25 protein-coding genes are annotated in these 25,775 nt (G+C 68.8%); 8 read left to right on the forward strand and 17 right to left on the reverse strand.

Going from position 1 to position 25,775, the window contains the following annotated elements; all coding sequences use genetic code 11:
* Positions 1 to 40: 40 nt before the first annotated feature.
* The 4 genes from glyA (at position 41) to ACIQK7_RS03620 (ending at position 3,596) form a co-directional block, all read left to right on the forward strand.
* The gene (gene glyA, locus ACIQK7_RS03605; RefSeq protein ID WP_403021372.1) at positions 41 to 1,339 is read left to right on the forward strand and encodes a serine hydroxymethyltransferase; all 1,299 of its coding nucleotides are present in this window, start codon (positions 41 to 43) and stop codon (positions 1,337 to 1,339) included.
* Positions 1,336 to 2,217: a bifunctional methylenetetrahydrofolate dehydrogenase/methenyltetrahydrofolate cyclohydrolase gene (locus tag ACIQK7_RS03610; protein WP_403021375.1), complete on the forward strand. Its 882-nt coding sequence runs from the start codon at positions 1,336 to 1,338 to the stop codon at positions 2,215 to 2,217. Before glyA ends, ACIQK7_RS03610 begins: the two co-directional genes overlap by 4 nt.
* A 131-nt stretch (positions 2,218 to 2,348) precedes the next feature.
* The gene (locus tag ACIQK7_RS03615; RefSeq protein ID WP_403021377.1) at positions 2,349 to 2,576 is read left to right on the forward strand and encodes a hypothetical protein; all 228 of its coding nucleotides are present in this window, start codon (positions 2,349 to 2,351) and stop codon (positions 2,574 to 2,576) included.
* A 48-nt stretch (positions 2,577 to 2,624) separates the two neighbouring features.
* Entirely contained in the window at positions 2,625 to 3,596 is a 972-nt protein-coding gene (locus ACIQK7_RS03620; RefSeq protein WP_403021379.1) for a DUF368 domain-containing protein, read from the forward strand.
* Positions 3,597 to 3,661: 65 nt separating this feature from the next.
* Here the strand turns inward: ACIQK7_RS03620 and ACIQK7_RS03625 are convergent, their stop codons facing one another.
* The 6 genes from ACIQK7_RS03625 to ACIQK7_RS03650 all read right to left on the reverse strand — a co-directional run bounded on the left by ACIQK7_RS03625 (position 3,662) and on the right by ACIQK7_RS03650 (position 10,065).
* The gene (locus ACIQK7_RS03625; RefSeq protein ID WP_403021381.1) at positions 3,662 to 5,284 is read right to left on the reverse strand and encodes a long-chain fatty acid--CoA ligase; all 1,623 of its coding nucleotides are present in this window, start codon (positions 5,282 to 5,284) and stop codon (positions 3,662 to 3,664) included.
* Positions 5,285 to 5,326: 42 nt separating this feature from the next.
* On the reverse strand, positions 5,327 to 5,791 hold the full coding sequence (locus tag ACIQK7_RS03630) for a MaoC family dehydratase (protein WP_403021384.1): 465 nt from the start codon (positions 5,789 to 5,791) through the stop codon (positions 5,327 to 5,329).
* Between the two features lie 3 nt (positions 5,792 to 5,794).
* Positions 5,795 to 6,550, reverse strand: coding sequence for a 3-oxoacyl-ACP reductase FabG (gene fabG / locus ACIQK7_RS03635; protein WP_403021387.1), 756 nt, complete (start codon positions 6,548 to 6,550; stop codon positions 5,795 to 5,797).
* A 34-nt stretch (positions 6,551 to 6,584) separates the two neighbouring features.
* A complete protein-coding gene (locus ACIQK7_RS03640) occupies positions 6,585 to 7,808 on the reverse strand; it encodes an acyl-CoA dehydrogenase family protein (protein ID WP_403023957.1) in 1,224 nt (407 codons plus the stop codon).
* Between the two features lie 2 nt (positions 7,809 to 7,810).
* Positions 7,811 to 8,896 (reverse strand): phosphotransferase family protein, encoded by a 1,086-nt coding sequence (locus tag ACIQK7_RS03645; protein ID WP_403021390.1) that lies wholly within the window; start codon positions 8,894 to 8,896, stop codon positions 7,811 to 7,813.
* 62 nt (positions 8,897 to 8,958) lie between these two features.
* A complete protein-coding gene (locus tag ACIQK7_RS03650; protein ID WP_403021392.1) occupies positions 8,959 to 10,065 on the reverse strand; it encodes an alcohol dehydrogenase catalytic domain-containing protein in 1,107 nt (368 codons plus the stop codon).
* A gap of 110 nt (positions 10,066 to 10,175) precedes the next feature.
* Between ACIQK7_RS03650 and ACIQK7_RS03655 the strand changes: the two genes are divergently transcribed.
* The 3 genes from ACIQK7_RS03655 to ACIQK7_RS03665 all read left to right on the forward strand — a co-directional run bounded on the left by ACIQK7_RS03655 (position 10,176) and on the right by ACIQK7_RS03665 (position 12,000).
* Positions 10,176 to 10,631 (forward strand): GNAT family N-acetyltransferase, encoded by a 456-nt coding sequence (locus tag ACIQK7_RS03655; protein ID WP_403021394.1) that lies wholly within the window; start codon positions 10,176 to 10,178, stop codon positions 10,629 to 10,631.
* Entirely contained in the window at positions 10,631 to 10,954 is a 324-nt protein-coding gene (locus ACIQK7_RS03660) for an MGMT family protein (RefSeq protein WP_403021396.1), read from the forward strand. The genes ACIQK7_RS03655 and ACIQK7_RS03660 overlap by 1 nt, the downstream gene beginning before the upstream one ends.
* An 80-nt stretch (positions 10,955 to 11,034) precedes the next feature.
* The gene (locus tag ACIQK7_RS03665; protein WP_403021398.1) at positions 11,035 to 12,000 is read left to right on the forward strand and encodes an ABC transporter substrate-binding protein; all 966 of its coding nucleotides are present in this window, start codon (positions 11,035 to 11,037) and stop codon (positions 11,998 to 12,000) included.
* 17 nt (positions 12,001 to 12,017) lie between these two features.
* On the opposite strand, the gene ddaH is transcribed toward ACIQK7_RS03665, so the two are convergent.
* From ddaH to ACIQK7_RS03695, 6 genes are all read right to left on the reverse strand, one after another.
* Positions 12,018 to 13,238 (reverse strand): dimethylargininase, encoded by a 1,221-nt coding sequence (gene ddaH / locus ACIQK7_RS03670; RefSeq protein ID WP_403021400.1) that lies wholly within the window; start codon positions 13,236 to 13,238, stop codon positions 12,018 to 12,020.
* 52 nt (positions 13,239 to 13,290) lie between these two features.
* Positions 13,291 to 15,093 carry an ABC transporter ATP-binding protein gene (locus tag ACIQK7_RS03675; protein WP_403021401.1) on the reverse strand — a complete coding sequence of 601 codons (1,803 nt, stop codon included), beginning with the start codon at positions 15,091 to 15,093 and terminating at the stop codon, positions 13,291 to 13,293.
* Entirely contained in the window at positions 15,090 to 16,766 is a 1,677-nt protein-coding gene (locus tag ACIQK7_RS03680; protein ID WP_403023960.1) for an ABC transporter ATP-binding protein, read from the reverse strand. The genes ACIQK7_RS03675 and ACIQK7_RS03680 overlap by 4 nt, the downstream gene beginning before the upstream one ends.
* 320 nt (positions 16,767 to 17,086) lie before the next feature.
* Positions 17,087 to 18,700 carry a bifunctional phosphoribosylaminoimidazolecarboxamide formyltransferase/IMP cyclohydrolase gene (gene purH / locus ACIQK7_RS03685; protein WP_403021404.1) on the reverse strand — a complete coding sequence of 538 codons (1,614 nt, stop codon included), beginning with the start codon at positions 18,698 to 18,700 and terminating at the stop codon, positions 17,087 to 17,089.
* Complete coding sequence (gene purN, locus ACIQK7_RS03690; RefSeq protein WP_325209581.1) at positions 18,697 to 19,287, reverse strand: phosphoribosylglycinamide formyltransferase; 591 nt, start codon at positions 19,285 to 19,287, stop codon at positions 18,697 to 18,699. Before purN ends, purH begins: the two co-directional genes overlap by 4 nt.
* Positions 19,288 to 19,296: 9 nt before the next feature.
* Positions 19,297 to 20,514, reverse strand: coding sequence for a DUF6350 family protein (locus ACIQK7_RS03695; RefSeq protein ID WP_403021406.1), 1,218 nt, complete (start codon positions 20,512 to 20,514; stop codon positions 19,297 to 19,299).
* A gap of 162 nt (positions 20,515 to 20,676) precedes the next feature.
* Here ACIQK7_RS03695 and ACIQK7_RS03700 point away from each other — a divergent pair, with 162 nt between their 5' ends.
* Positions 20,677 to 21,255, forward strand: a complete 579-nt coding sequence (locus ACIQK7_RS03700) for a DUF4166 domain-containing protein (RefSeq protein ID WP_403021408.1) — start codon at positions 20,677 to 20,679, stop codon at positions 21,253 to 21,255.
* 108 nt (positions 21,256 to 21,363) lie between these two features.
* Here the strand turns inward: ACIQK7_RS03700 and sucD are convergent, their stop codons facing one another.
* From sucD to ACIQK7_RS03725, 5 genes are all read right to left on the reverse strand, one after another.
* Positions 21,364 to 22,266, reverse strand: coding sequence for a succinate--CoA ligase subunit alpha (gene sucD / locus ACIQK7_RS03705; RefSeq protein ID WP_403021410.1), 903 nt, complete (start codon positions 22,264 to 22,266; stop codon positions 21,364 to 21,366).
* A 10-nt stretch (positions 22,267 to 22,276) separates the two neighbouring features.
* Positions 22,277 to 23,446 carry an ADP-forming succinate--CoA ligase subunit beta gene (sucC, locus tag ACIQK7_RS03710; protein ID WP_403021413.1) on the reverse strand — a complete coding sequence of 390 codons (1,170 nt, stop codon included), beginning with the start codon at positions 23,444 to 23,446 and terminating at the stop codon, positions 22,277 to 22,279.
* A gap of 192 nt (positions 23,447 to 23,638) precedes the next feature.
* On the reverse strand, positions 23,639 to 23,935 hold the full coding sequence (locus ACIQK7_RS03715) for a helix-turn-helix transcriptional regulator (protein ID WP_325209587.1): 297 nt from the start codon (positions 23,933 to 23,935) through the stop codon (positions 23,639 to 23,641).
* Complete coding sequence (locus tag ACIQK7_RS03720) at positions 23,928 to 24,782, reverse strand: ABC transporter permease (protein ID WP_403021415.1); 855 nt, start codon at positions 24,780 to 24,782, stop codon at positions 23,928 to 23,930. The genes ACIQK7_RS03715 and ACIQK7_RS03720 overlap by 8 nt, the downstream gene beginning before the upstream one ends.
* Positions 24,779 to 25,666, reverse strand: a complete 888-nt coding sequence (locus ACIQK7_RS03725; RefSeq protein ID WP_403021417.1) for an ABC transporter ATP-binding protein — start codon at positions 25,664 to 25,666, stop codon at positions 24,779 to 24,781. Before ACIQK7_RS03725 ends, ACIQK7_RS03720 begins: the two co-directional genes overlap by 4 nt.
* Between the last annotated feature and the right edge of the window lie 109 nt (positions 25,667 to 25,775).

Genomic DNA, 25,775 nt, shown 5'->3' on the forward strand with positions numbered 1-25,775 from the left:
TTGCGGGTACCTTGGTCATGTCAGCCCCAAAGGAGACAGTGTGAACGACAAACTTCCCTCGACCTTCACCGATCCGCTGTCGAGCGTCGACCCCGAGATCGCCGCTGTGCTCGGCCAGGAGCTCGGCCGCCAGCGCGACACCCTTGAGATGATCGCGAGCGAGAACTTCGTCTCCCGCGCCGTGCTCGAGGCGCAGGGCTCCGTGCTCACCAACAAGTACGCGGAGGGCTACCCCGGCCGTCGCTACTACGGCGGATGCGAGTTCGTCGACGTCGCAGAGGACCTCGCCCGCGACCGCGCCAAGGCCCTCTTCGGTGCCGGCTACGCCAACGTGCAGCCCCACTCTGGCGCGCAGGCCAATGCGGCCGTGCTCATGGCGCTCGCAAACCCGGGCGACAACATCCTGGGCCTCGAGCTCGCCCACGGTGGCCACCTCACGCACGGCATGAAGCTCAACTTCTCGGGCAAGCTCTACAACGCCAACTCCTACGGGGTCGACCCGACGACGGCCCGCGTCGACATGGACATCGTGCGCGAGCAGGCCCTCGCGGTGCGTCCCTCCGTCATCATCGCCGGCTGGTCGGCCTACCCCCGCCAGCTCGACTTCGCCGCCTTCCGCGAGATCGCCGACGAGGTCGGCGCCAAGCTCTGGGTCGACATGGCCCACTTCGCCGGTCTCGTCGCGACGGGCCTGCACCCCTCCCCGGTGCCCTACGCGGATGTCGTCAGCTCGACCGCGCACAAGACCCTCGCCGGCCCCCGCTCGGGCTTCATCCTCACGAACGACCTCGAGATGCACAAGAAGATCAACTCGGCGGTCTTCCCCGGCCAGCAGGGCGGGCCCCTCATGCACGTCATCGCGGCGAAGGCGACCGCCTTCAAGCTCGCAGCGGAGGACGAGTTCAAGGACCGCCAGCAGCGCACCGTCAGCGGCGCCAAGATCCTCGCCGAGCGCCTCATGGCCGACGACGCGAAGGCTGCCGGCATCGACCTCCTCACGGGCGGCACGGATGTGCACCTCGTGCTGGTCGACCTGCGCAACTCGGCGATCCACGGCAAGGACGCGGAAGACATCCTGCACTCCGTCGGCATCACCGTGAACCGCAACTCGGTGCCCAACGACCCGCGCCCGCCGCTCACCCCCTCGGGTGTGCGCATCGGCACCCCCGCGCTCGCGACCCGCGGCTTCGGCGACGAGGAGTTCACGGAGGTGGCCGACATCATCGCGACCGCACTCATGCCGAACCCCGACATCGAGTCGCTGCAGGCGCGAGTCAAGACGCTCGCGGGGCAGTTCCCGCTCTACCCCGGGCTTGAGAGCCCCGGAACCTGGGCATGACCGCAACGATCCTCGACGGCGTCGCCACCGCATCCCTCGTCAAGGCCGAGCTGGCCGAGCGCATCGCCGCCCTCAAGGCGCGAGGCGTGACGCCTGGCCTCGGCACGCTCCTCGTGGGCGACGACCCCGGGTCGCGCTCCTACGTGGCGGGCAAGCACCGTGACTGCGCCGAGGTGGGCATCGAGTCGATCCGGGTCGACCTGCCGAGCACCGCGAGCGATGCGGATGTCGCGGCGGCCATCCGTGACCTCAACGACGACCCCGCCGTCACGGGCTACATCGTGCAGCTGCCCCTGCCGAAGGGCCTCGACGAGCACGCGGCGCTCGAGCTGATCGACCCCGCCAAGGACGCCGACGGGCTGCACCCCACCAACCTGGGCCGGCTCGTGCTCGGGGTCGACGGCGAACTCGACTCCCCGCTCCCCTGCACGCCCGCGGGCATCGTCGAACTGCTGCAGCGCTACGAGGTGCCCATCAGCGGCAAGCACGTCACGATCGTGGGGCGCGGCCTCACGGTGGGCCGCCCGCTCGGCCTCCTCCTGACCCGCAAGGGGCTGGATGCGACGGTGTCGCTCACGCACTCCCGCACGAGCGACCTCGTGGCCGAGGTCAAGCGCGCCGACATCGTGGTGGCCGCCGTGGGCGTCGCCCACCTCATCCGCCCCGAGTGGATCGCGCCGGGTGCGGCCGTGCTCGACGTGGGCATCACGCGCGTCGAGAACGCGGCGACGGGCAAGGCCCAGCTCCTGGGCGATGTCGACCCTGCCGTGGCGGAGGTCGCGGGGTTCCTCTCGCCCAACCCGCGCGGGGTCGGCCCCATGACGCGAGCGATGCTCCTGAAGAACGTGGTCGACGCGGCGGAGCGAAACCTCCGCTGAGTCAGCGGACGCTCGCTTTTCGGCGGGATGCTCAACGCGCTGCTCGAGCATCACGCCGAACGTTGAGCGCCGCGGCTGGGAACCCGCTCCGAGACCGTGAGCTCGGCGCCGCACGGACCTACCGTGGCGTCATGGCTGACAGGGACAACGAAGACGACATCACGAGCGGCAAGCGCGGCGGAAGCGACGCGGACTCGCCGAACTTCGCACCGCGCGACATGGCGCACAGCGAGGCACCGATCGACCAGCTGGCCGACCAGCCGCAGGCCGGCAGTGAGCAGAACCCGCCGCTCGCGGATCAGGGCCCAACCGACGGCGAGCATGGCACCGACAACGACCCCAAGCTGAGCGAGGACTAGCCGGGCACGGGCCAGGTCTCCCCCCGGGTGCCCTTCTAGACTGTGGGGATGCCCTCGACTCCTCTCGCGCGCCCCCTCGCCGCCCTCTTCAACGTGGTGCGGGGGGCCCTCATCGGCGTCGCGGAGATCATCCCGGGTGTCAGCGGTGGCACGATCGCGCTCATCATCGGTGTCTACCGCGCGATCATCGATTCCGCCGGCCACCTTGTGCGCGGCGTCGTCGCCGCGGCCGTCGACGGCGTGCGCCGCCGCGGACAGTCACGAAGCCGCGAGCACCTCGCCCAGGTGCAGTGGGGCGTCGTGCTTCCGGTCGCAGTCGGGATGTTCGCCGCCGTCTTCCTGGGTGCCAAGCTGCTCGCGCCGCTCATCGAGGAGCACCCCGAGCTCGCCCGTGCACTCTTCGCAGGGCTCATCGCGACCTCCCTCATCGTCCCCATCCGCATGGTCGGGGGCCGGTGGCGGGCCGTCGAATGGCTCGGGGCTGCAATCGCGGCGGGCATCGCGTTCGCCTTCTCCTCCATCCCGGCCGCTGCGCCCGCGAACCCGCCCCTCCTCCTTGTGGCCCTCGCCGCCGCGGTCGCGGTGTGCGCCCTCGTGCTGCCGGGCGTCTCGGGCTCGTTCCTGCTGCTCGTGGTTGGCATGTACGCGCCGACCCTCGACGCCGTCAATGACCGCGACTTCGCCTACCTGGGCACCTTCGTGCTCGGTGCCATCGTCGGCCTCTCGCTCTTCGTGAGCGGCCTGCAGTGGCTGCTCGACCACAGGCGACGCATCACGTTGGCCATCATGACGGGGCTCATGGTCGGCTCCCTTCGCGCCCTCTGGCCGTGGCAGACCGAGGACGGCGAGGTGCTGCCGCCCGGGGATGTGCCCACGGCCCTCGTGGCGTTCGTGATTGGCATCGCGATCGTCGCCGTCCTGCTTCTCGTCGAGTCCAGGCTCGTGCGTCGCCGGGCAATGGAGGGCACGGATGCGCTGCACCCCGAGACGGGCGAGATCCGGACGCAGGACCTGCGCTGACCTGAGAGAGGCAACAGGAGAGGGCCCCGACGGCATCACCGTCGGGGCCCTCTCCTGTCTGTTGCCTAGACCGCTGCCGGGGCACCCGCCTGCTGCGAGTAGTGCGCCGCCAGTTCGCGCTTGAGCACCTTGCCGCTCGGCCCCAGGGGGAGCTCGTCGACGAAGTAGATCTTGCGTGGGAACTTGTAGGCCGCCATGTGCTCGGTCGAGAAGGCCGTCACATCCTCTGCCGTCAGCGTGGAGCCGGGCGTGCGGATGATCGCTGCCGCGACCTCCTGGCCGTGCCGCTCGTCCTTGACACCGAAGACCGCGACCTGGGCAACGCCCTCGAGCCGGGAGAGCACCTGCTCGACCTCGGTGGGGTAGACGTTGTAGCCGTTGCGCACGATCATGTCCTTCTTGCGGTCCACGATCGTGATGCGGTCGTCTTCACCCTTGGTGCCGAGGTCTCCCGTGCGGAACCATCCGTCGATCACGGCCTCGGCGTCCGCTTCGGGGCGACCGAGATAGCCCTTGAAGAGGGCGTGACCGCGCACGACGATCTCGCCGAGCTCGCCGGGCGCCAGGAACTCGATGCGGTCGTCGATGTCTGCATCGGCGATCTCGACGTCGACGCCCCAGATGGCGCGGCCGACCGTGCCCGCGATGGGCTCGTCGCGCTGGTGGTTGGTCGACACGACTGGCGAGGTCTCCGTCAGACCGTAGCCCTCGTGCACCCGGGCGCCGAAGACCTCCGTGAACTTCTCGAGGATGGCGACGGGCAGCGACGCGCCACCCGAGATGCCGTACTCCAGCGGCGGGCGCTCGGGGTTGCGGGATGCCGCCTCGAGCAGCCCGATGAACATGGTCGGCACGGCCACGAAGGAGGTGGCGCCGTGCTTGACCATGAGGGCGAGCGCCTCATCCGGATCGAACTTCGGGAGCAGGATGATGGATGCCCCGCGCCGGAACGCCGTGTTCAGCACCGCGGTCTGCCCGTAGGTGTGGAACAGCGGCAGACCGCCGAAGAGCACATTGTCCTGTCGCACGTCGAACACGTCGATGAGGGTCACGTGGACCTGCTCGACGAGCGACATGTGGCAGCCGACGGCGCCCTTCGGTCGACCCGTGGTTCCACTCGTGTAGAGGATCGTGGCTGGGTCGAGCGGGCTCGTGGACTCGTAGCGCTGAAGCGGCGTGGCCACCTTCGCCTCGTCCTCGAGCCGGGGCACGGGCACCTGCTCGACCATCTCGTCGGGCAGGAGCACGCTGACGGTCGGCACACCGGCCATCGCGGCAGCCTTGCCACCCTCGGCGAGCATGGGCGCCGCCGCGACGAGGAGGGTCGAGCCGCTGTCGCGCAGCACGTACTCGATCTCCTCCGCCTTGAGCAGCAGGTGGATCGGCACGACGACGGCGCCGAGCGACAGCACCGCGTAGTACACGCGGGCGAAGTCGGGCACGTTGGGCACCAGCATGGCGACACGGTCGCCGCGCTTCACCCCACGGGCACGCAGGGCACCCGCGTAGGCGAGCGTCTGCTGCCAGAGGTCGCCGTACTTGATCTTGTGATCACCGATGATGAGCGCCGTGCGCTCGGGGAATCGGTGAGCGGTGTCGGAAAGGATCGCGGCAACGGAAAGCGTGCCGAACCCCGGGGAGGTGAGGGCCGACGTTTCGGTGCCCCCTGTCGTGCTGTTGCTGGTCATCGTTGACCTCCTGTGATCGGGATGTGGACTGCGGGTGTCGGGTCAGTTGCTCGGAGCAAGGACGTGGAGCGCGATGGTCTCCGCGATCGCCGCAGGCTTCTCAACGCCCTCGATCTCGACCGTGACCGACGAGGTGATGCGGGCGCCCTGGGGAACGCGCTCAACCCCCGCGATGACGGAGCGGGTGCGGATGCGACTGCCCACCGCCACCGGGTTGATGAAGCGCACCTTGTTCATGCCGTAGTTGACACCCATGAGGGTGTTCTTGATGCTCACCGCGCCGTCGGCGAGGTAGGGCAGCAACGAGAGGGTCAGGAAGCCGTGGGCGATGGGGGCGCCGAACGGGCCAGACTTGGCACGCTCCGGGTCGACGTGGATCCACTGGTGGTCCTCGGTCGCGTCGGCGAAGGTGTTGACCCGCTCCTGCGTGATCTCGAACCAGTCGCTCACGAACTCGTCCTTGCCGACCGCGGCCTCGACCGCGGCGATGTCTGCGTATTCAGTCATGACTCAGCCCTTCGGTCCACCGGCGACGTACAGCACCTGGCCGGAGACGAACGACGCCTCCTCACTTGCAAAGAATGACGCGGCCGCCGCGATGTCCTCGGGCTTGCCGCTGCGGCCGACCGGGATCTCCGAGACGGCGTGCGCAATGAAGTCCTCGAAGGGCACGCCGACACGCTCGGCCGTGGCGCGGGTCATGTCGGTCTCGATGAATCCGGGGGCGATCGCGTTGGCGGTCACGTTGTAGCGGCCGAGCTCGATCGCGAGCGTCTTGGTGAAGCCCTGGAGTCCCGCCTTCGCAGCGGCGTAGTTGGCCTGGCCGCGGTTGCCGAGCGCCGAGGTGCTCGACAGGTTGACGATGCGGCCCCACTTCTGCTCCACCTGGTGCGCCTGCACGGCGCGGGACATGAGGAAGGAACCGCGAAGGTGCACGTTCATGACGGCATCCCAGTCGCCATCGCTCATCTTGAAGAGCAGGTTGTCGCGGAGGATGCCGGCGTTGTTGACGAGGATCGTCGGAGCGCCGAGCTCCTCGGTGACGCGCGCGACGGCCGCCGCGACGTCGTCGGAGTTGGAGACGTCGGCACCGATGCCGATGGCCTGGCCGCCGGCCGCGTTGATGGCCTCGATGGTGGCGGTGGTGTCTTCTTCACGCAGGTCGATGACCGCCACCTTGTGGCCGTCCTTGGCAAGGCGCAGCGCGACGGCTGCCCCGATGCCCCGGCCGGAGCCGGTCACGATCGCGGTACGCGTTTCAGTCATTCGGATGATCTCCTTCGTTCGGGTGCTGTGGGTGTCAGTGGGTGCGTCGCAGTTCGGCCTTGCCGAGCGCACTCAGGTGCACCTCGTCGGGGCCGTCGGCGATGCGGAGCGCGCGGGCGGTGGCGTACATCTCGGCGAGCGGGAAGTCCTGCGAACCACCGGCGGCACCGAAGATCTGGATGGTGCGGTCGACGATGGTCTCGAGCATCCGGGGCACCGAGACCTTGATGGACTGGATCTCGGCGTGGGCCGCGCGGTTGCCGACCGTGTCCATGAGCCAGGCGGTCTTGAGCACGAGGAGGCGGTTGGCCTCGATCGCGATGCGGGCCTCGGCCATCCATTCGCGGATGACGCCCTGCTCGGCGAGCGTGCGGTGGAAGGCCGTGCGGCTGTTGGCGCGCTCCCGTGCGAGGTCGAGGGCGCGCTCGGCGAGGCCGATCGCCCGCATGCAGTGGTGGATGCGGCCGGGGCCGAGGCGGGCCTGCGCGATTGCGAAGCCCTCGCCCTCACCCTTGAGGATGTTCGTCACGGGCACGCGCACGTTCTCGAAGAGCACCTCGGCGTGACCGCCGTGGTCGCGGTCGTCGAAGCCGAAGTAGGTGAGCGGGCGCACGATCGTGACGCCGGGGGTGTCGCGGGGCACGAGCACCATGCTCTGCTGGCGGTGGCGCTCAGCCTCGGGGTCGGTCTTGCCCATGACGATGAAGATCGCGGCATCCGGGTTCATGGCGCCCGTCGACCACCACTTGAGGCCGTTGATGACGTACTCGTCGCCCTCGCGGCGGATGCTTGTGGCGATGTTGGTGGCGTCGGAGGACGCGACATCCGGCTCCGTCATGCAGAACGCGGAACGGATCTCTGCGTTGAGGAGCGGCTTCAGCCACTGCTCCTTCTGCTCGGGGGTGCCGAACTCGCGCAGGATCTCCATGTTGCCCGTGTCGGGGGCGGCACAGTTGGTGGCGGCCGGGCCGAGCTTGGGGCTGCGGCCCAGGATCTCGCAGATCGGCGCGTACTGGAGGTTCGTGAGGCCGGCACCGCCATCGCTGCTGCCGGCGGAGGCGGGGAGGAACATGTTCCACAGGTCGCGGCTGCGCGCCTCAGCGCGAAGCTCGGCGACGACGGGAGCGGCCGACCAGCGGTCGGGGTTCGCGGCGAGCTGCTCCTCGAGCACGGACTCCGCCGGGTAGACCGCCTCGGCCATGAACTTCTCGACCCTGGCGATGTAGTCCTTGGTCGTCTCGTCGTATTCGAAATGCATCGTCACGCCTCTCCTGTGAGGTAGCGGCGGCCAGCACGCGCGAGAGGCGTCACGATCGAGCCCATACGCTCGAAGCCCTCTCCCACGGTCTGGCCTGCCTGGTATCGGTAGTGGATTCCTTCGACAATGACCGCGAGCTTGAACGCGGCGAACGCCAGGTACCACGACATGTCGGGCACCTCGATGCCGGCGGCCTTTGAGTAGACCTCCACGAGCTCCTCGAACGAGGGGTACCCCTCACCCGGTGCGACCGAGGTGGCCACGGAATCCTGGGGCATGCCCTCGAAGGAGTTGATGTTCCAGTAGAGGCCGAAGAGCCCGAGGTCGGTGAGCGAGTCGCCCAGTGTCGCCATCTCCCAGTCGAGCACTGCCTGGATGTGCGGCTCGCCCGACTCATCGACAGCGACCAGCGCGTTGTCGAGACGGAAGTCACCGTGCACGATCGACGAGTAGCGAGCCTCGGGAACTCGCTCGGCAAGCTCGCGCTGAAGCGCGTCGAGCTCGGGCAGGTCGCGATTGCGCGAACCCTCGTACTGGCGGCCCCAGCGGTCGACCTGGCGCGCGAGGAAGCCCTCTGCCTTGCCGAAGTCGGCAAGGCCCACCTCGGCCGGGTCGATCGTGTGCAGGTTCGCGAGCACGGTCGCCAGCTCGTGGCTGAGGCGCACGAGCTGCTCGCTCGAGAAGTCGGCATTGTCGGCACGCGACTTGAGCGCCCGGCCCTCGACGCGCTCCATGAGGTAGCAGGGCATCTCGACCCCCGCGGCGGGGTCGTCGATGAAGAGGAGCGTGCGCGGCACGGGCACGGCTGACCCCGCGAGCGCGGAGATCACGCGAAACTCGCGCGCCATGTCGTGCGCCGTCTTCTGCACGTGGCCGAGGGGCGGGCGGCGGAGCACGAGCGGCTCGGCTGCCCCGTCGATCGCATAGGTGAGGTTGCTGCGGCCACCGGCGATGATGCTGGCGCTGAGCGTGCCACCCGCGAGGATCTCCGGCGCGTGCGTCGTGAGCCACCGTTCGAGGGCATCAAGGTCAAGCCCAGGAAGTTCCCTGCTGTCGGTCGTCATTGTCCCCGTCGCATCTTCGCTCACGTGATGACAATACCGACCGGCCGGTATGTATTGCAACCGCGCGACACCGTCTTTCTTGCCATCTACTCGGCGAAGACGATGACCTGGCGGATGGCGCTGCCGTCGGCGAGCGCATCCATCCCCGCGTTCACCTCGTCGAGGCTGATGTGGGAGGAGATGAGCTTCTCGACCGGCAACTTGCCCTCGCGCCACAGCTGGGCATAGCGCGGAATGTCGCGCTCGGGCACCGCGGACCCGAGGTAGCTCCCGACGATCGTGCGCGCCTCGGCCACGAGTCCGAGCGGGGAGACGGATGCGGTGGCGCTCGGCGCCGGAAGCCCCACGGTCACGGTCGTGCCGCCGGGGGCAGTCGCGGCGATCGCAGCCTCGAAGGCACGAGCATTGCCCGCCGCCTCGATCACGACGGGCGCGCGGACGCCCGACTCCGCGAGCTCGGACGGCGAATACACAGCCGAAGCACCAAGCTCGAGCGCGCGATCAAGCTTCTCCTGCACGGCGTCGACGCCGATGACCTCGTGGCCGAGAGAGACTGCCGTTAGCACGGCAGCCATCCCGACTCCCCCGAGCCCGACGACGATGATCGTGTCACCCTCGGCCGGATGACCCGCGTTGATGACGGCGCCCCCGCCGGTCAGCACGGCGCATCCGAGCACGGCCGCGACATCCGCCGGCACATCGTCGTCGACGGGCACGACGGAGTTGCGGTTGACGACCGCATGCGTCGCGAAGCCCGAGACCCCCAGGTGGTGGTGCACGTCGTGACCGTCGCGGTGCAGGCGGCGCTCGCCCCCCACCAGTTCGCCCGCATTGTTAGCCTTCGTGCCGACCTCGCAGGGCAGGCGACCATCGGTGCGGCATCCCGCGCACTCGCCGCAGCGGGGCAGGAAGGTCATGACGACCCGCTGCCCGAGCCGCACATCGTTCACGCCTTCGCCGAGCTGTTCAACGCGGCCGGCCGCCTCGTGCCCGAGGAGCATGGGGACGGGCCGCACGCGGTTGCCGTCGACAACCGAGAGATCGGAATGGCACAGCCCTGCAGCCTCGATGCGCACGAGGATCTCGCCCGCGCCGGGTGCGTCGAGTTCCAGCTCCTGCACGGCGATGGGCCGCGAGTCCGCATAGGGGCGGGCCCTGCCGATCTCCTCCAGGACTGCTCCGGTGATCTTCATTGAACCTCCAGGTTTCGGATGTGGGGACGTGCAGGACACATTCTCACGAATGCCGACGAGGGCGAACATACCGCTGTCCGTTCCGCACGGGGCGGGTTAGCCTGAACTGCATGGGTGAACTCAGACTTGAAGAGCTATCCGCTGCCAACGCCGCCGCGGCGAACGGACTGAGCCTGAAGCCGGGCCAGGAGCAGTTCATTGCGCCGGTCACCTACGCAATGGCCGACCCCTTCCTCAACCCCAGCACGACCTGGTCACGCGTGGTGCGCGACGCCGAAGACGAGGTCGTGGGCTTCGTGCTCGCGAACTTCGACCAGGATGCGACGGAGGAGGAGTTCCGCAGCTGCATCTGGCGAATGAACGTGGCCGCGGAGGCCCAGGGTGGCGGCGTCGGGCGTTTCATCGTCGAGCGGGCCACGGATGAGGCGCGGCGGCGTGGCTTCGACCGCATCACCGTGATCTGGGAGTCGGGCGACGACGGCCCGGAGGACTTCTTCGTGCATGTCGGTTTCAAGGTGATCGGCGAGACCCAGTACGGCGAGAAGATCGGCGCCATCGAGAGCTGATGCCCGCCTCGGCTCCGCACCCGGACGACGAGTTCGCCTCACACGTGCTCGATATCGTCGCGGCAATCCCGCCGGGACGCGTCATGACCTACGGCGACGTGGCATCCGTTCTTGCCTCGCGGGGAGCGCGCGTCGTGGGTAACATCCTGGCGCGAAGCGGCAGCGACCTGCCCTGGTGGCGGGTCATCCGCGCCGGCGGCCTCGCCCCGTCGGGTAAGGAGGAGCGCGCCCTCGAGCACTACCGCGAGGAGGGAACGCCCCTGCGGTGGCGTGCCGACGGCACGTTCCGGATCGATATGGGCACGGCCCGCCACACCCTCTGACCCCCATTAAGGTCATCCCCATAGGTGTGAGGGTATGTCAAGCTTGCCGGGTTGCACTCAACGCACAATGGGAGCTCTCAATGACGAAGCCTGTCCTGCGCCACTCGCTCACCCTCCTCGCCGCCTCGGCGGTCGTCGCCCTCGCCGGTTGCACGCCGGGAGCGACCGCGAGCAACGGCTCGGTCGAGCTCACGGTCGGGGCGCTCCCGAGCGTCGAGAGCGCGCCGCTCTTCCTCGGACAGGAGAAGGGATTCTTCGCCGACGAGGGCATCCACCTGCGCATCGCCTCGCTCGCATCGGGCACCGCCATGATGATCGACCCCGTCGTCGACGGCACCTACGACATCGCCGTCAGCGACATGCTGACGCTCATGGCCGCGAACGAGGACGGTGCGGAGCTGCGCCTGCTCGCACCGGCGGGTTCGGCATCCGGCGACACGACCTCCGACTTCGGGGCCCTCGTGGTCAAGGATGACTCGCCAGCCCAGCAGTTGAGTGACCTGGAAGGCGCCTTCGTCGGGAGCAACAGCACGGGCGACACCAACAACACGGTCCTGCGCTCGATCATGGACGCGACGGCAGGCTTCTCCTACACGGTGCAGTGGAAGGAGGTGGCGTTCCAGGCTGCCTCGTCGGCGCTCGACGACGGCACGATCGACGCGGCCTTCCTCGTCGAGCCATACCTGACGCGGGCGCTCAACGGCGACAAGCGCGTGCTCAGCTACGTCTACTCGGAATTCGACCCGGCACTCGACGTCAACGCCTACTTCACCTCGGCATCCTTCGCCAGCGACCACTCAGACCTGCTCGAGCGCTTCAGGGCCGCGCTCACCAAGTCGATCGACTACGCGGCGGAGAACCCCTCCGAGGTGCGCGCGATCATGACGAGCTACGCCGAGACGCAGTGGAACGAACGGTCGGGCGCCGTGCTGCCGCGATACACGACCGAGTTCGACGTGCCCGCGGCCACCCGGCTCGCCAACGACGCCGTGAAGTACCTCGTGCTCAAGCAGGTGCCGGACTTCGACGCCCTGATGCTGGACTAGCCACGAGGCATCCGCCCTCAGCGGATGCGTGCGGACAGGCAGGTCACGCCGCCCTCGAGCTTCTCGAACTCCGAGATCTCGGCCGTTACGACCGTGTAGCCGAGGCTCTCGATGAGCGCCGCCGTGCCGGGAGCGGCACTCGAGACGAGGACGGTCGCGTCGTCGAGGGGGACGACCGCGGAGCCTTCCACCTCCGGCACCGACAGGAAGCGGTGGAAGAGCGAGGGCTCATCGACGTTCGGTGCGTATCCGATGACCGTGCCATCCGGCAGCGCCGAGACGGCCGTCTTGAGGTGGAGGACCTTCGTCACGGGCACCGCGACGACCTCGAAGCCGAGCGGCTGCACGATGCGACGGAGTTGGCGGATGCCCTCGGCATTCGTTCGCCCGCTGCTGCCCACGTAGACCGTGCGCCCCACCGTGAGCACGTCGCCGCCCTCGAGGGTGCCCGGCGCCTCGATGTGCTCGACGTGGAGGCGCAGGCCCCGCACCATCGCTTCGACCGCCTCCGTCTCGCCCCTCCGCGACTCCGTGCCGGCGATGCCGATGACCGCCGTGTCGTCGAAGGTCATGACGGTGTCTTCAACGAAGACCGAGTCGGCGAGGCCCTCCGCGACGGGCACCTCCATGACATCCCAGCCGTGCTCGGCGAGCACCGCGACGTAGGACTCCCACTGGCGGTCGGCCCGCTCGGGGTCGACCGCACTGCGCTCGATGTGCGTCACCTCGCCGTCGGCGAGCGTGCTGGCCGGGAGGCGCACGAGCGCGATGCGGCGCTCGGAGTCCTCGCCGGGCGCGCCGGCGATCGCCCGCCAGACGGCCACCCCGACGGTCGCCGCGAAGATGCCGCAGGCCACGATGAAGACGAGGTTCGGCCCGATCAGCGAGGCCGCGAGGTAGTCGGTCGTATTGGCATCGAGCGCCGCGCCCTCGCCCAGGACCGCGAGCAGCGTGCCGAGGTAGGAGGAGACGACGGCGACGGCCAGCCCGACGGGAAGTGCGATGTACCAGCGGCGGAACGCCTCGAGCGCGGCCGCGAGGCTCAGGAGCACGAACGTGAGCGCGGTGCCGTTCTGGAAGAAGCGGGCGAGGCTCGCGAAGGTCTCCGGGTTCGCACCCGCCGAGACGAAGAACGCGAAGACGGTCGTGACGTGGGCGAGCAGCGCGATCGACGCCCCCGTCGCCAACGCGCCGAGGATGCGCCGAGAGATGGACAGGTGCGGGGAGGGGTACGCCATACTCGAGAGCCTATTCCCCGCCGCGACGCTGCAGGACCCCGCAGCTTCCGGGTCAGACGAGCGACTCCCGCCACGCCGCGTGCATGCGGGAGAAGCGGCCATCGCCCGCGATGAGCTCGACCGGCACGCCGTCCTCGACGATGCGGCCGTGCTCCATGACGAGCACCCGGTCCGCGATCTCGACGGTCGAGAGCCGGTGGGCGATGATGACGGCCGTGCGGTCGGCGAGGAGCGTCTGCAGGCCGCGCTGCACAAGGCGTTCGCTCGGGATGTCGAGCGACGCCGTCGCCTCATCGAGGATGAGCACGGCGGGGTCGGCGAGGAACGCCCGGGCGAACGACAGCAACTGCCGCTGCCCCGCCGAGACCCGGCCGCCACGCTTGTTGACGTCGGTGCCGTAGCCGTCGGGAAGCGCACAGATGAACTCGTGCGCACCCACTGCCCTCGCGGCATCCTGGATCTCGGCGAGCGTCGCCCCCGGGCGCCCCAGCGCGATGTTGTCGGCGACCGTGCCGCTGAAGAGGTAGGCCTCCTGCGTGACCATGACGATCGCACGACGCAGGTCGTTGGGGTGGAGCTCTCGCAGGTCGATGCCGTCGAGGGTCACGGCGCCCTCGCTCGGGTCATAGAACCGCGAGATGAGCTTGGCGAGCGTCGACTTGCCCGCACCCGTCGTGCCGACGAGGGCGATCGTCTGCCCAGCCGGGATGTCGAGGGTGAACTCCGGCAGGACGACGCGCTCGGGCGTGTAGGCGAAGGTCACCCCCTCAAAGCGCACGGTGCCCTTCGCCTCGCGCAGGTCCTTCGGTGAGGCCGGGTCGGGCACGCTCGGCAATTCCTCGAGCACGCCCGAGATCTTCTCGAGCGCGGCCGCCGCCGACTGGTAGGAGTTGTAGAACATCGCCATCTCCTCCGCGGGCGCGAAGAAGTTGCGGGTGTAGAGCAACGCCGCGAGGAGCACACCGATCGGCAGCGAGCCGTCGGCCACCCGGAAGCCGCCCACGAGCAGCACGACCCCGAGCGTCACGTTGCCGATCAGGATGAGCACGGGCTCGTAGGTGCCGAACAGCTGGATGACGCGGGCATTGGCATCCCGATTGTCCTCGACGAGCTCGCCGAACTCGCGCTCGTTGCGGCGCTCCCGGCGGAAGGCCTGCACCGCGCGGATGCCCGTCATGGTCTCGACGAACTTCACGATCATGCGGGCCGAGGAGACGCGCGTGCGCCGGAACATCCGTCGCGAATTCACCTGGAACCACCGGGTCAGTACCGCGAGCGGCACAAGCGACAGCAACAGGATGAGCCCGCTCACCCAATCGACGATGAGCAGCGCGATCGCGATGAAGACCATGTAGAGGCCGCCCTGCACGAGCTGGTTGAGCCCATTGCCGAGCAGCTCCTTGATCGACTCGAGGTCGCTCGTCTGGCGCGAGATGATGCGGCCAGAGGTGTAGTTCTCGTGGAACTCGAGGCTCAGCCGCTGCGTGTGCAGGAACACTCGCTTGCGCAGGTCGAGCAGCATCGACTGCGCGAGTCGCGCCGTGAGGATCGTGTACCAGGCGACCAACACGGCACCCAGGATGCCCGTGACGACGTAGATGCCGACCGTGACGCCGAGCGGCATCCAGTCGCCCTCGAGCGCCGCGGGAAGCCCCCGGTCGATGCCGATCGCGATGAGGCCGGGGCCCGCCACCTGCGCGATCGTGCTCACGAGGATGACGGCAGCCGTCAGCGTGAGCGTCTTCGACAGCGGGCGCACGAGCGAGCCCAGGAGGCGCACGGAGCGACCCTGCAGCAGCTTGTTCTCCTCGCGCGAGAAGTCATCGCGTTCTTCCTCGACGCCGAGCGTGCTCACTGCTCCACCTCCAGGGACGAGATCACGAAGCGGTAGTGCTCGTTGCGGGCCAACAGCTCGGAGTGGGTGCCGACATCGTCGATGCGGCCATCACGCATGAGCGCGACCCGGTCGGCCAGTTGCACGGTCGACGGACGGTGCGCCACGATGAGCGCCGTCGTCGCCGCGAGGACTCGGCGCAGGCCCGCCTCGACGGCCGCCTCCGTGTCGACATCGAGGGCCGAGAGCGGGTCGTCGAGCACGAGCACGTCGGGCCTCGCCGCGACGGCACGGGCGAGCGCGAGGCGCTGCCGCTGTCCGCCGGAGAGGCTCATGCCTTCCTCGCCGATCGTGGTGTCGAGCCCCTCGGGCAGCGCGGAGACGAAGTCTGCCTGCGCGATGTCGAGGGCCTCGCGCAGCTCCTCCTCCGAGGCATCCGGGTTTCCCAGCAGAACGTTTTCGCGCACGCTCGCCGAGAAGAGAATCGCCTCCTCGAAGCCCATCGCGATGCGCTCGCGCAGCTGCTCGCGGCTCAGGTCGCGGATGTCGACCCCGTCGAGCATGATGCGCCCGCCCGTGACGTCGTAGAGCCGGGTCGTCAGCGCCGTCAGCGTCGACTTGCCGCAGCCCGTCAACCCGACGAGCGCCATGGTCTCCCCCGGCTGCAGCTCGAGGCTCACCCCGTCGACGATGTCGCGCGAATCGGGGTGGGCATCCTGGTAGCGGAAGTGCGCATCCTCGAACACGAGCCTGCCCTCGCCGCGAGCCACGGACGACGGATGCTCGGGGTCGACGATGGGGTTCACCTCGTCCATCACCTCGAAGTAGCGGTCGACCGCCGTGCGGGTGTCGAAGGTCATCGAGAGCAGGAAGCCGATGGACTCGACCGGCCAGCGCAGCACCGCCGCGGTCGCGAAGAACGCGACGAGTCCGCCGACCGAGAGGTCGCCGTTCACCGTGAGGAAGACGCCGGCGAGGAGCGACAGGGCGAACGTGACATCCGGAACCAGCAGCAGCCAGAGCCAGATGCCGGCGATCGCGCGGGCCTTCTCGATCTCGGTGCCGCGCAGCTCCTCCGCCTGCTTCGTGAAGTTCTCGAGAGCGTGCCGGCCGCGGCCGAAGGCCTTCAACACGCGGATGCCGTGCACCGACTCCTCGACGGTCGTCGCGAGGTCGCCCGCCTGGTCCTGGCTGAGGCGCGCCACCCGCGAGTACCTGTTCTCGAAGGCGAAGGTGTAGATCCAGAGTGGGATCGAGCAGATGACGAAGAGCACCCCGAGCTGCCAGCTGAGGTTGAGCAGCAGCACGAAGCCGATCACGACCGTCACGATGTTGACGACCAGCAGCACGATGCCGAAGGATAGCCAGCGGCGGATGAGCCCCAGGTCGGTCGACATGCGCGAGAGCAGCTGCCCGCTCGGCCAGCGGTCGTGGAAGGCCACGGGCAGGTCTTGCAGGCGCGCATAGAAGTCGTCGCGCATCCGTGCCTCGACATGGGTGCCGGGCACGAGCACGAACCAGCGGCGCAGCCAGATCATTCCCGCCTCGAGCGCCCCCAGCGCGAGCACCGCGGCGACCGCCCACCACAGGCCATTCAGGTCACCCTCGCTGAGCGGGCCATCCACCAGAGACCGCAACACCTGCGGGATCAGCAGCGAGACGACCGCACCCACAAGCGCCGCGACCGCGCCCATCGCGATGCGCGGAAGGGCAGGGCGCACCCAGGGCAGGATGCGCAGGATGGCGCGAGCAGTAGACGGGCGCTTTGTGGGCGCCGCGATGTCCGGGGGAAACACGGGGACTCGTTTCTAGGATCGCCGTGCGGATCGGCGCACAAACGGGCATTCAGCGTACAGAGTGCGGTTCGGGTGGCGCAACCGTTCGCGCCGACGGTTCCCGCGTCAGTCAGCCACGCCCGTCATCGTTGTGCCGGTTTGCGGGCGATGTGCGTGATAGAGCACGCACATCGCCCGCAAAGTCGCACAAGGTCACGACGCTGCAAACGCGGCGCGGGTCAGTGGAAGAAGTGGCGCTCGCCCGTGAAGTACATCGTCACGCCGGCACGCTGCGCCGCCGCGATGACCTCCTCGTCGCGCACCGAGCCGCCGGGCTGCACGATGGCTCGCACGCCGCCCTTGGTCAGCACCTCGAGGCCGTCGGCGAAGGGGAAGAAGGCGTCGGATGCCGCGACACTGCCCGCTGCGCGGTCGCCCGCCCTGTTCACCGCGAGGTGGCACGAGTCGACGCGGTTGACCTGCCCCATGCCGACGCCGACGGATGCCCCGTCCTTCGCCAACAGGATCGCATTCGACTTCACGGACCGCACGGCACGCCAGGCGAAGGCGAGGTCGGCGAGGGTCGCGTCATCCGCTGCCTCGCCCGTCACGAGCTGCCAGTTGTCGGTGCTGAAGTCGTCGTAGGTGTCGGGGGACTGCACGAGGAGCCCACCGGAGATCTGCCGGACCTCGCGCTCGGCACGCGCGAAGTCCGCCGGAAGCTCGATGAGGCGCAGGTTCTTCTTCGCCGTCAGGATGGTCAGCGCCTCAGGCTCGAAGCCGGGAGCGACGATGACCTCGGTGAAGATGTCCTTGATCGAGATCGCGGCCGCCTTGGTGATCGTGCGGTTGGCGGCGATGACACCGCCGAATGCCGAGACGGGGTCGCAGTCGTGCGCCCGAGCGTGCGCCGACGCGATGGGGTCGCCCTCGCCGCGCGCCACCGCGATGCCGCACGGGTTGGCGTGCTTGATGATCGCCACGGCCGGCTCATCGAAATCGAAGGCGGCCCGCAGCGCGGCATCCGCGTCGACGTAGTTGTTGTACGACATCTCCTTGCCGTGCAGCTGCGTGGCCTGCGCAATGCCGTGGCCCTGCTTCTCGACGTAGAGGGCCGCCGGCTGGTGCGAGTTCTCGCCGTAACGGAGCTGCTGCTTGAGGGTCGCGCTGAGGGTGACCGATGCCGCGGCATCCTGCTTCTTCGCTTCGTGCTCGGCGCGCACGCCCACGTTGCCGGCCATCCACTCGGCGACCGCCGTGTCGTAGGCCGCGGTGTGGGCGAAGGCCTCGCCCGCGAGCCGCTGGCGCTGCGCGAGGGTCGTGCCGCCCAGGGTCGCCGCCTTGATGATCTGGGCGTAGCTCTCGGGCGAGACCGCGATCGCGACGTTCGCGTGGTTCTTCGCGGCCGCGCGCACCATCGCCGGGCCGCCGATGTCGATCTGCTCGACGACCGCGTCACCCTCGGCGCCCGACGCGACGGTCTCGACGAAGGGGTAGAGGTTCACGACGACGAGCTGGAACGGTTCGACGCCCATCTCGGCCAGCTGGCGCTCGTGCGACTCGAGGCGCAGGTCGGCGAGGATCGCGGCGTGCACGAAGGGGTGCAGTGTCTTGACGCGGCCATCGAGCGCCTCGGGGAAGCCCGTGACGGTCGCGACCTCGGTGACGGGGTGACCGGCATCCGCGATCATCTTCGCGGTCGAACCCGTCGACACGATCTCGACGCCAGCGCCGACGAGCGCCTCGGCGAGCTCGAGCAGGCCGGTCTTGTCACTCACCGAGATGAGCGCGCGCTTCAGGGGGATCGCGTCGCGGTGGCGGTAGAGGGATGCGTCGTGGCTGGGGCCGCTCATGAGGCGAGTTCCTTCAGGTCGATGGTTCCGTTGGCGATGTCGAGCACGGCCTGCACGAGCAGTTCACGCTCGACCAGCTTGATGCGGTCGTGGAGGGTCGATTCGGTGTCGTGGGGCAGCACGGGCACGCGGCGCTGCGAGATGATCGGGCCACTGTCGACCCCGTTGTCGACGACGATGACGCTCGCGCCCGTCTGGGTCACGCCCGCCGCGATCGCGTCACGCACGCCGTGCGCGCCAGGGAACTCGGGCAGGTATGCCGGATGCGTGTTGATCAGGTTGGGCGAGAGGGCCTCGACGACGTTCGCGGGCAGCAGGCGCATGAGACCGCTCAGGATGACGAGGTCGGGCTCCCAGCGCTGGATCTGCTCCAACAGGGCGGCACCCCAGGAGTCACGGTCGGGGTAGTTCGCGAAGGAGACCGCGAACGACGGGATGCCGAACTCCTCCGCGTGCGCGAGTCCATCCGCGTCACGGTCGGCACCGATCGCGACCACGCGGGCCGGGAACTCGGCATCCTCCGAGGCCTCCAGGAGGGAGCGGAGATTCGAACCGCCGCCGGAGATGAGCACGACGAGTTTCAGCACCCGCCAAGCCTACTCCGAACGGGCAAGCCGCCTGCCCGCCACCAGCAGGCCGAGGATGCACGCGACGCCGACCTCGAGGGCCGCGCACAGCCCGACGAGAAGCGGGTTCGGGCCGATGAGTTCGAGGCGACCCGGCCCCCCGCTGCCGCCCGACCACCACGCCAGGAGGGCGAACACGGCGCCCGCCACGACGCCCGCGAGCGAGCCGAGCGCGACGGTTGACGGGAGTTCGAGCATCCGCTCGCTCCTCATGCGCACGAAGGCACCCACCAGGAACCCGGCGATGACGGGGACGAGGATGCCCAGGAAGCCCCAGGCGAGGTCGCCTGTCGGCACCGCGCCGAGCACCGGGATCGGCGGGATGGGGCCGAGCGTCGTGCCGAGCGGCGAGACGGCAGAACCGGCGCCGATCGCGAAGCCGGGGCCCAGAAGCCAGGATGCCGCCCAGATGACCAGGTTCGGCACGAATGCGAGTTGCGCCACCGTCAACACTGTCACGCCCAGGGGCCCGCCCTGCGAGGCCTCATAGAGGGCGATGATCCCGCCGTAGTTCACGGCCACGAGCACCGCCACGACCACGGACGCGACCAGCATGACCGCGGCAACGGATGCCACACCCGCACGCAGCCCGCCCCAGACGACCGTCTGCACGCCCGCCGGCCAGTCGGTGAGCCACGTCACCGCACGGTCGACGAGATCCTTGGGGCGGGAATCCGACAGGCGGTAGCGCGCCAGGCCCGCACCGATCGCGAGCCCCGCGACGAAGACGAGCGTCGTGAAGATCGTGCCCTGCACGATCGAGGGGCGGGCCAGCTCATGGAGCGACGTCATGACGGCGGCGAAGGCGAGCACCGCGAAGGTCGCCGCCGCGACGCCCAAGCCGAGCAGGTGGTGCGGCGTCTCGGCGATCCGCCGGCCAGCGCGCTGCCCCAGCAGCAGGGTCAGCAGGGCGAAACCGAGCGGCGCGAGCGACAGGATGAACGGCTCACTGAGGGCCGGCAGGCCGAGCGTCGCCGCGAAGTCCGGGTCGACCGTCGCCCGCATGGAGGCGCCATGGCCCAGCAGCCACGTGTCCACGGCGGCGCGCCAGAAGACCGGCCACTCCACCTGCAGCTCGTACTGGAACCCCCACATGAAGGTCAGCGGCAGCAGCGGAATCGCAATCCCAATGCCCACGACAAGCAGCGCCTCCAACCCGGAGAAGACGGCGGTGAGCGAGCGATTCATACCGTCACCGACACTACCCGCGGCACCCTCCACTGCCGCCGCGCCCCGCCCGCGCTCCCCCACCTGTCAGAAACTCAGGAATCTCGGCCGGGCCGGGGTTCACCGGGCCGTACGCTCTCTCGCTCTCAGCAGTTCTTCCTGAATTTCCGACAGGGTGAGGGGATGACCGCCTCCGTGTATGCCCGCGCCCTCGGTGAACGCTTCGGGATGCTGCATCCGGAACTCCAGCGCTGGTTCGGCAGCACCACCACCGTGCGCGCCGCGGGCATCTTCGACGAGGCCGGCTCCCGCCGCCGCTGGATGCGGCCCCTTCTGCGCGTGACGGCGAGGTTCGGCATCCTCATGGCCGAGCACGGCCGCCGCGTGCCCTTCGAGGTTGAGATGACGCCGGTCGGCGCGAGCACGATCGCGACCCGCCGCGTGTTGCACTTCTCCCGCACCGACCGCATCCTGAGCGACACCACCAGGGTCGCCCGGGGTCGGCTGATCGACTCCTTCGCGGGCGGTCGCCTGCAGGTCGAGATGGTTCCGGATGTCGCGGACGGCGCGCTCATCGTCCGATCCGCGCGAGCTCGGCTCATGCTCGGGCGGTACCCACTCCCGGTGCCGACGCCGCGCGTGCACCTGCGCCACGCATGGGACGCCGATGCCGCGCACCACACGATCGACGTCTCCGTGAGCATCCCCGTGCTGGGCGAGGTCTTCGGCTACCGCGGGCAGTTCACCGCGAAGGACGCGTGAGACTCCGCAAGTTGCAGTATCCGGGCGCGCGCGATGCAAGTTGCGCAGTCTCACGGCCGGTTAAACGACGAAGGGCCCGCCGGAGCGGGCCCTTCGCATGGTGAATCCTTAGAGGGACTCGAGGATCTCGCGCATGAGCTGCGCCGCCTCGGACGGGGTCTTGCCGACCTTGACGCCTGCAGCCTCGAGGGCCTCCTTCTTGGCCTGCGCGGTGCCCGCGGAGCCGGAGACGATCGCGCCGGCGTGGCCCATCGTCTTGCCCTCGGGAGCCGTGAAACCCGCAACGTAGCCGACGACCGGCTTCGTCACGTTGGCCTTGATGAAGTCGGCCGCCCGCTCTTCAGCGTCGCCACCGATCTCGCCGATCATGACGATCGCCTTGGTCTCGGGGTCAGCCTCGAAGGCCTCGAGCGCGTCGATGTGCGTCGTGCCGATGACGGGGTCGCCACCGATGCCGATCGCGGTCGAGAAGCCCAGGTCACGGAGCTCGTACATCATCTGGTAGGTGAGCGTGCCCGACTTGGAGACGAGGCCGATCGGTCCCTTGCCGGTGATGTTCGCCGGCGTGATGCCGACGAGCGCCTCGTCGGGGGTGATGATGCCGGGGCAGTTCGGCCCGATGATGCGGGTCTTGTTGCCCTTCTCCTGCGCGTAGGCCCACGCCTCGGCGGTGTCGCCGACCGGCACCCCCTCCGTGATGACCACGAGGAGCGGAATCTCGGCGTCGATGGCCTCGACCATGGCGTCCTTGGTGAAGGCGGGCGGCACGAAGGCGATCGAGACGTCGGCGCCCGTGGCCTCCATGGCCTCCTTGACGGATGCGAAGACGGGCAGCTGCACCTCGTTGCCGCTGGCGTCGTTGTGCGTCACGGTGGTGCCGGCCTTGCGGGCGTTGACACCGCCGACGACCTGCGTGCCAGCCTTGAGCATGAGGGCGGTGTGCTTGGTGCCCTCACCGCCCGTGATGCCCTGGACGATGACCTTGGAGTCCTTGTTGAGGAAGATAGACATTCCCTGATCCTTACTTCGCTGCTGCGGCGAGCTCGGCGGCCTTGTCGGCGCCCTCGTCCATGGATGCGGCCAGCGTCACCAGCGGGTGGTTGGCCTCGTTGAGGATGCGGCGGCCCTCTTCGACGTTGTTGCCGTCGAGACGCACCACGAGGGGCTTGTCGGCCGAGTCGCCGAGAATCTCGAGCGCCTTGACGATGCCGTTGGCGACCGCGTCACAGCTGGTGATGCCACCGAAGACGTTGACGAAGACGCTCTTGACCTGCTCGTCGCCGAGGATCACGTCGAGGCCGTTGGCCATGACGGTGGCGGATGCTCCACCGCCGATGTCGAGGAAGTTGGCCGGCTTCACGCCGCCGTGCTGCTCACCCGCGTAGGCGACGACATCGAGCGTCGACATGACGAGGCCCGCGCCGTTGCCGATGATGCCGACCTCGCCGTCGAGCTTGACGTAGTTGAGGTCGTTGGCCTTGGCCTTCGCCTCGAGGGGGTCAGCGGCGTCCTTGTCTTCGAGCGCCTCGTGGTTCTCGTGGCGGAAGCTGGCGTTCTCGTCGAGCGAGACCTTGCCGTCGAGGGCGATGATCTCGCCGTCCTCGGTGAGCACGAGGGGGTTGACCTCGACGAGCGTCGCGTCCTCACCCTTGTAGACGTCGTAGAGCTTCACGAAGACATCCGCGACCTTCTCGACGAGCTCCTCGGGGAAGTTCGCGGCCTTCGCGATCTCGACGGCCTTCGCCTTGTCGATGCCCGAGTTCGGGTTGACCTCGATGCGCGCGAGCGCCTCGGGACGCTCAACCGCGAGCTCCTCGATCTCCATGCCACCCTCGACGCTGCAGAGCGAAAGGTAGGAGCGGTTGGCGCGGTCGAGCAGCACCGAGAAGTAGAACTCCTTGTCGATGCGGGCGCCCTGCGCGATCATGACGCGCTTGACGACGTGGCCCTTGATGTCGAGGCCCAGGATCTGCTCCGCTGCCGCGTAGGCGTCATCCGCGTTGTGGACGACCTTGACGCCGCCAGCCTTTCCGCGGCCACCGGTCTTGACCTGCGCCTTGACGACGACCGTGCCGCCGATCTTCTCGGCCGCGGCCTTGGCCTCTTCGGGGGTGTCGGCGATCAGGCCGGCAAGTACGGGGACGCCGTAGGACTCAAAGAGGTCCCTGGCCTGGTACTCGTATAGATCCACGCTGTTCTATTCCAATCCGCGCGTATTCGTGCTTGAGATGGTGTGAGAGGGGCGATGTTCTGGAGCGAGCCGCAGCGGCCCGGAGAATGTGCCACCGAGAACTCTACCCGCTCAGATTCAGGGGTTTCCCCAACAAGTGCCGCGAAAGATCGGCAACTCTTGGCGATGCTTCACATTTCGGGCGGGTGATTCCTATGCGTCCGGGCCCAGTCGAGGGAACGGCTCCAGGGAGAAGACCACCTCGACGGGCACGTCGAAGAAGCGCGCGATCCGCAGCGCGAGGTGCAGGCTCGGATTGTACTCGCCCCGTTCCAGGTAGCCGACCGTCTGGTAGTGCACCCCGACGGCATCCGCGAGTTCTCGCCGTGACACGCGCCGCTCGGCGCGCAGCATCGCGAGGCGGTTGTGCACGGCATCCGACTGCTCGGGCTTAGCTGCCCGGCCGGATGCCCCGGAACCACTCGAATACGCGCTCTGCGGTTCAGACACGGCTGAGCGCACGCTCCCTGCCCTGGGCGACACTGGCGGCCGACTCACGCCGCGCCATCCGCGACAGGAGCATGGGCGCCAGCAGAAGCCCCGCCGCGGTCCACGCAGCAAGCACAGGGAATACCAGCCATAGCCGCCATTCTCCCCCGACTTCGAGCACGGCGAATTCATCGGGCAGCAGGGCGGCACGGATGCCGAGGCCGACCCAGTAGAGCGGCGAACCCTGGCCGACGACCTGCGCCCACGCCGGCATGCTCACCATGGGCTGGATGAGGCCCGACACCCAGGCGAGGGCGCCGATCACGAGAAAGCCCCAGCCGCCGACCGCGCGCGGGCTCCGAAAGATCGAGCCGAGCACGAAGCCGAAGGATGTCAGGGCGACGATGCCCAAGATCAGCACGCCCGCCAGGATGAGCACGTCGAGGGCGGAGAGGGTCATCCGTGGCCAGAGGATGACGACGACCACGGCAAGGGTCACCGCCGCGATGGCGACAAAGTCCAGGACCGCCCGCGCCGTGATTCCGGTCGTGTAGGCCCTGACGCCGGCCGGGAGCGACTTCATGCGCAGGAGGGTCCCGTCCTCACGTTCGGTGCTGAGCAGCACCGCCACGTTGTAGGTCGTCGCGAAGGTCAACTGCACCGCCAGGACGCTCGCGACGACATACACCGCCATCGGCGTCGTCGAGCCTTCGATGAGGGTGGCGTCGCGGTAGACGTAGACCACGACGCCCGCAATGACGACCCCCATGATCGTGTAGCTCACATCCCCCGGGTTGCGCAGCGAGATGATCCACTCGAGCCACCCCCGCCGCGCGCCGAGTCGCATTGCGTTCCACTGTGCGCTCATCGCGCCGCCTCCCTCTCCTCAGCACCCACGCCATCCTGGGCCGCCGCCTCGTTCCGGCGGGCGACCATGGCCAGGTAGGTGTCTTCGAGTGTCTGTTCGCGCACCCGCAACTCGGTGACACTGTCACCGTCGCGGGCGAGCAACTCACGCACGAAGGCCGTTGCGTCGCTCGCGCTGTGCACGTGCCGCACGCCGTGCTGCATCCAGCTCACCTCGCTCGCCCCCGCCACCTGGCGGGCGAGCTCGTCCGAACTGCCGGATGCCACGATCCGGCCGCCGTCGAGGATCGCGATCCGATCCGCCAAGACCTCCGCCTCCGCGAGGTCGTGGGTGGTGAGGAGGATCGTCGTCTCCTCGAAGTCGACCAGGCGATGGATGAGCTCATGGAACTCCCGCCGCGCCTGCGGGTCGAAACCAGCGGTCGGCTCGTCGAGGAAGAGCACCTCCGGTCGGCCGACGATGCCGATCGCGACATCCAGTCGTCGGCGCTGCCCGCCCGAGAGTGAACGGATCTGGCTCCCGGCCTTCTCGGCGAGGCCCACCATCTCGATGACCTCGTCGGTGGGGATCGGCCGCGGCATCGCCGCCGTGCCGAAGGGTGCGAAGAAGTCCCCCATGTGCCCGAGCAGCTGCCGCACAGTCCACCGCGGGTGGTCACGCCACGACTGGAGCACGACACCGATGCGCGCCCGCCACCGCTCGTCGCCGCGCGACGGGTCGACGCCGAGCACGCTCAGCTCGCCCGCATCGGGCGAGCGAAATCCCTCCAGCAGTTCGATCGTGGTCGTCTTGCCCGCACCGTTGGGCCCGAGAAGGGCGACGAGCTCACCCTTCCCCACAGCGAGGTCAACGCCATCGAGCACCACCCGGTTGCCGTAGCTCATCCTCAAGCCGCGTGCTTCGATCGTGTTCCCCACCGCCACACCTCCATACCGTCTCTCTTACGAACGATAGTAGGTGTACTACATTTTGTAGCGCAAGAGCACGCCCCTG

This window comes from Salinibacterium sp. GXW1014 (genome assembly GCF_044769865.1).
Taxonomy (GTDB): Bacteria; Actinomycetota; Actinomycetes; order Actinomycetales; family Microbacteriaceae; genus Homoserinimonas.

Bases quoted from the DNA above. Each gene is read 5' to 3' on its own strand.
- ACIQK7_RS03615 (WP_403021377.1), top strand. From the start codon at position 2,349: ATGGCTGACAGGGACAACGAAGACGACATCACGAGCGGCAAGCGCGGC.
- ACIQK7_RS03630 (WP_403021384.1), bottom strand. From the start codon at position 5,791: ATGACTGAATACGCAGACATCGCCGCGGTCGAGGCCGCGGTCGGCAAG.
- ACIQK7_RS03660 (WP_403021396.1), top strand. From the start codon at position 10,631: ATGCCCGCCTCGGCTCCGCACCCGGACGACGAGTTCGCCTCACACGTG.
- fabG (WP_403021387.1), bottom strand. From the start codon at position 6,550: ATGACTGAAACGCGTACCGCGATCGTGACCGGCTCCGGCCGGGGCATC.
- ACIQK7_RS03680 (WP_403023960.1), bottom strand. From the start codon at position 16,766: ATGGGCGCGGTCGCGGCGCTTGTGGGTGCGGTCGTCTCGCTGCTGATC.
- sucD (WP_403021410.1), bottom strand. From the start codon at position 22,266: ATGTCTATCTTCCTCAACAAGGACTCCAAGGTCATCGTCCAGGGCATC.
- ACIQK7_RS03625 (WP_403021381.1), bottom strand. From the start codon at position 5,284: ATGACCAGCAACAGCACGACAGGGGGCACCGAAACGTCGGCCCTCACC.
- ACIQK7_RS03725 (WP_403021417.1), bottom strand. From the start codon at position 25,666: ATGAGCTACGGCAACCGGGTGGTGCTCGATGGCGTTGACCTCGCTGTG.
- ACIQK7_RS03695 (WP_403021406.1), bottom strand. From the start codon at position 20,514: ATGAATCGCTCGCTCACCGCCGTCTTCTCCGGGTTGGAGGCGCTGCTT.
- ddaH (WP_403021400.1), bottom strand. From the start codon at position 13,238: ATGGCGTACCCCTCCCCGCACCTGTCCATCTCTCGGCGCATCCTCGGC.
- ACIQK7_RS03620 (WP_403021379.1), top strand. From the start codon at position 2,625: ATGCCCTCGACTCCTCTCGCGCGCCCCCTCGCCGCCCTCTTCAACGTG.
- ACIQK7_RS03610 (WP_403021375.1), top strand. From the start codon at position 1,336: ATGACCGCAACGATCCTCGACGGCGTCGCCACCGCATCCCTCGTCAAG.
- ACIQK7_RS03650 (WP_403021392.1), bottom strand. From the start codon at position 10,065: ATGAAGATCACCGGAGCAGTCCTGGAGGAGATCGGCAGGGCCCGCCCC.
- ACIQK7_RS03665 (WP_403021398.1), top strand. From the start codon at position 11,035: ATGACGAAGCCTGTCCTGCGCCACTCGCTCACCCTCCTCGCCGCCTCG.
- ACIQK7_RS03640 (WP_403023957.1), bottom strand. From the start codon at position 7,808: ATGCATTTCGAATACGACGAGACGACCAAGGACTACATCGCCAGGGTC.
- ACIQK7_RS03700 (WP_403021408.1), top strand. From the start codon at position 20,677: ATGACCGCCTCCGTGTATGCCCGCGCCCTCGGTGAACGCTTCGGGATG.
- ACIQK7_RS03655 (WP_403021394.1), top strand. From the start codon at position 10,176: ATGGGTGAACTCAGACTTGAAGAGCTATCCGCTGCCAACGCCGCCGCG.
- ACIQK7_RS03720 (WP_403021415.1), bottom strand. From the start codon at position 24,782: ATGAGCGCACAGTGGAACGCAATGCGACTCGGCGCGCGGCGGGGGTGG.
- purH (WP_403021404.1), bottom strand. From the start codon at position 18,700: ATGAGCGGCCCCAGCCACGACGCATCCCTCTACCGCCACCGCGACGCG.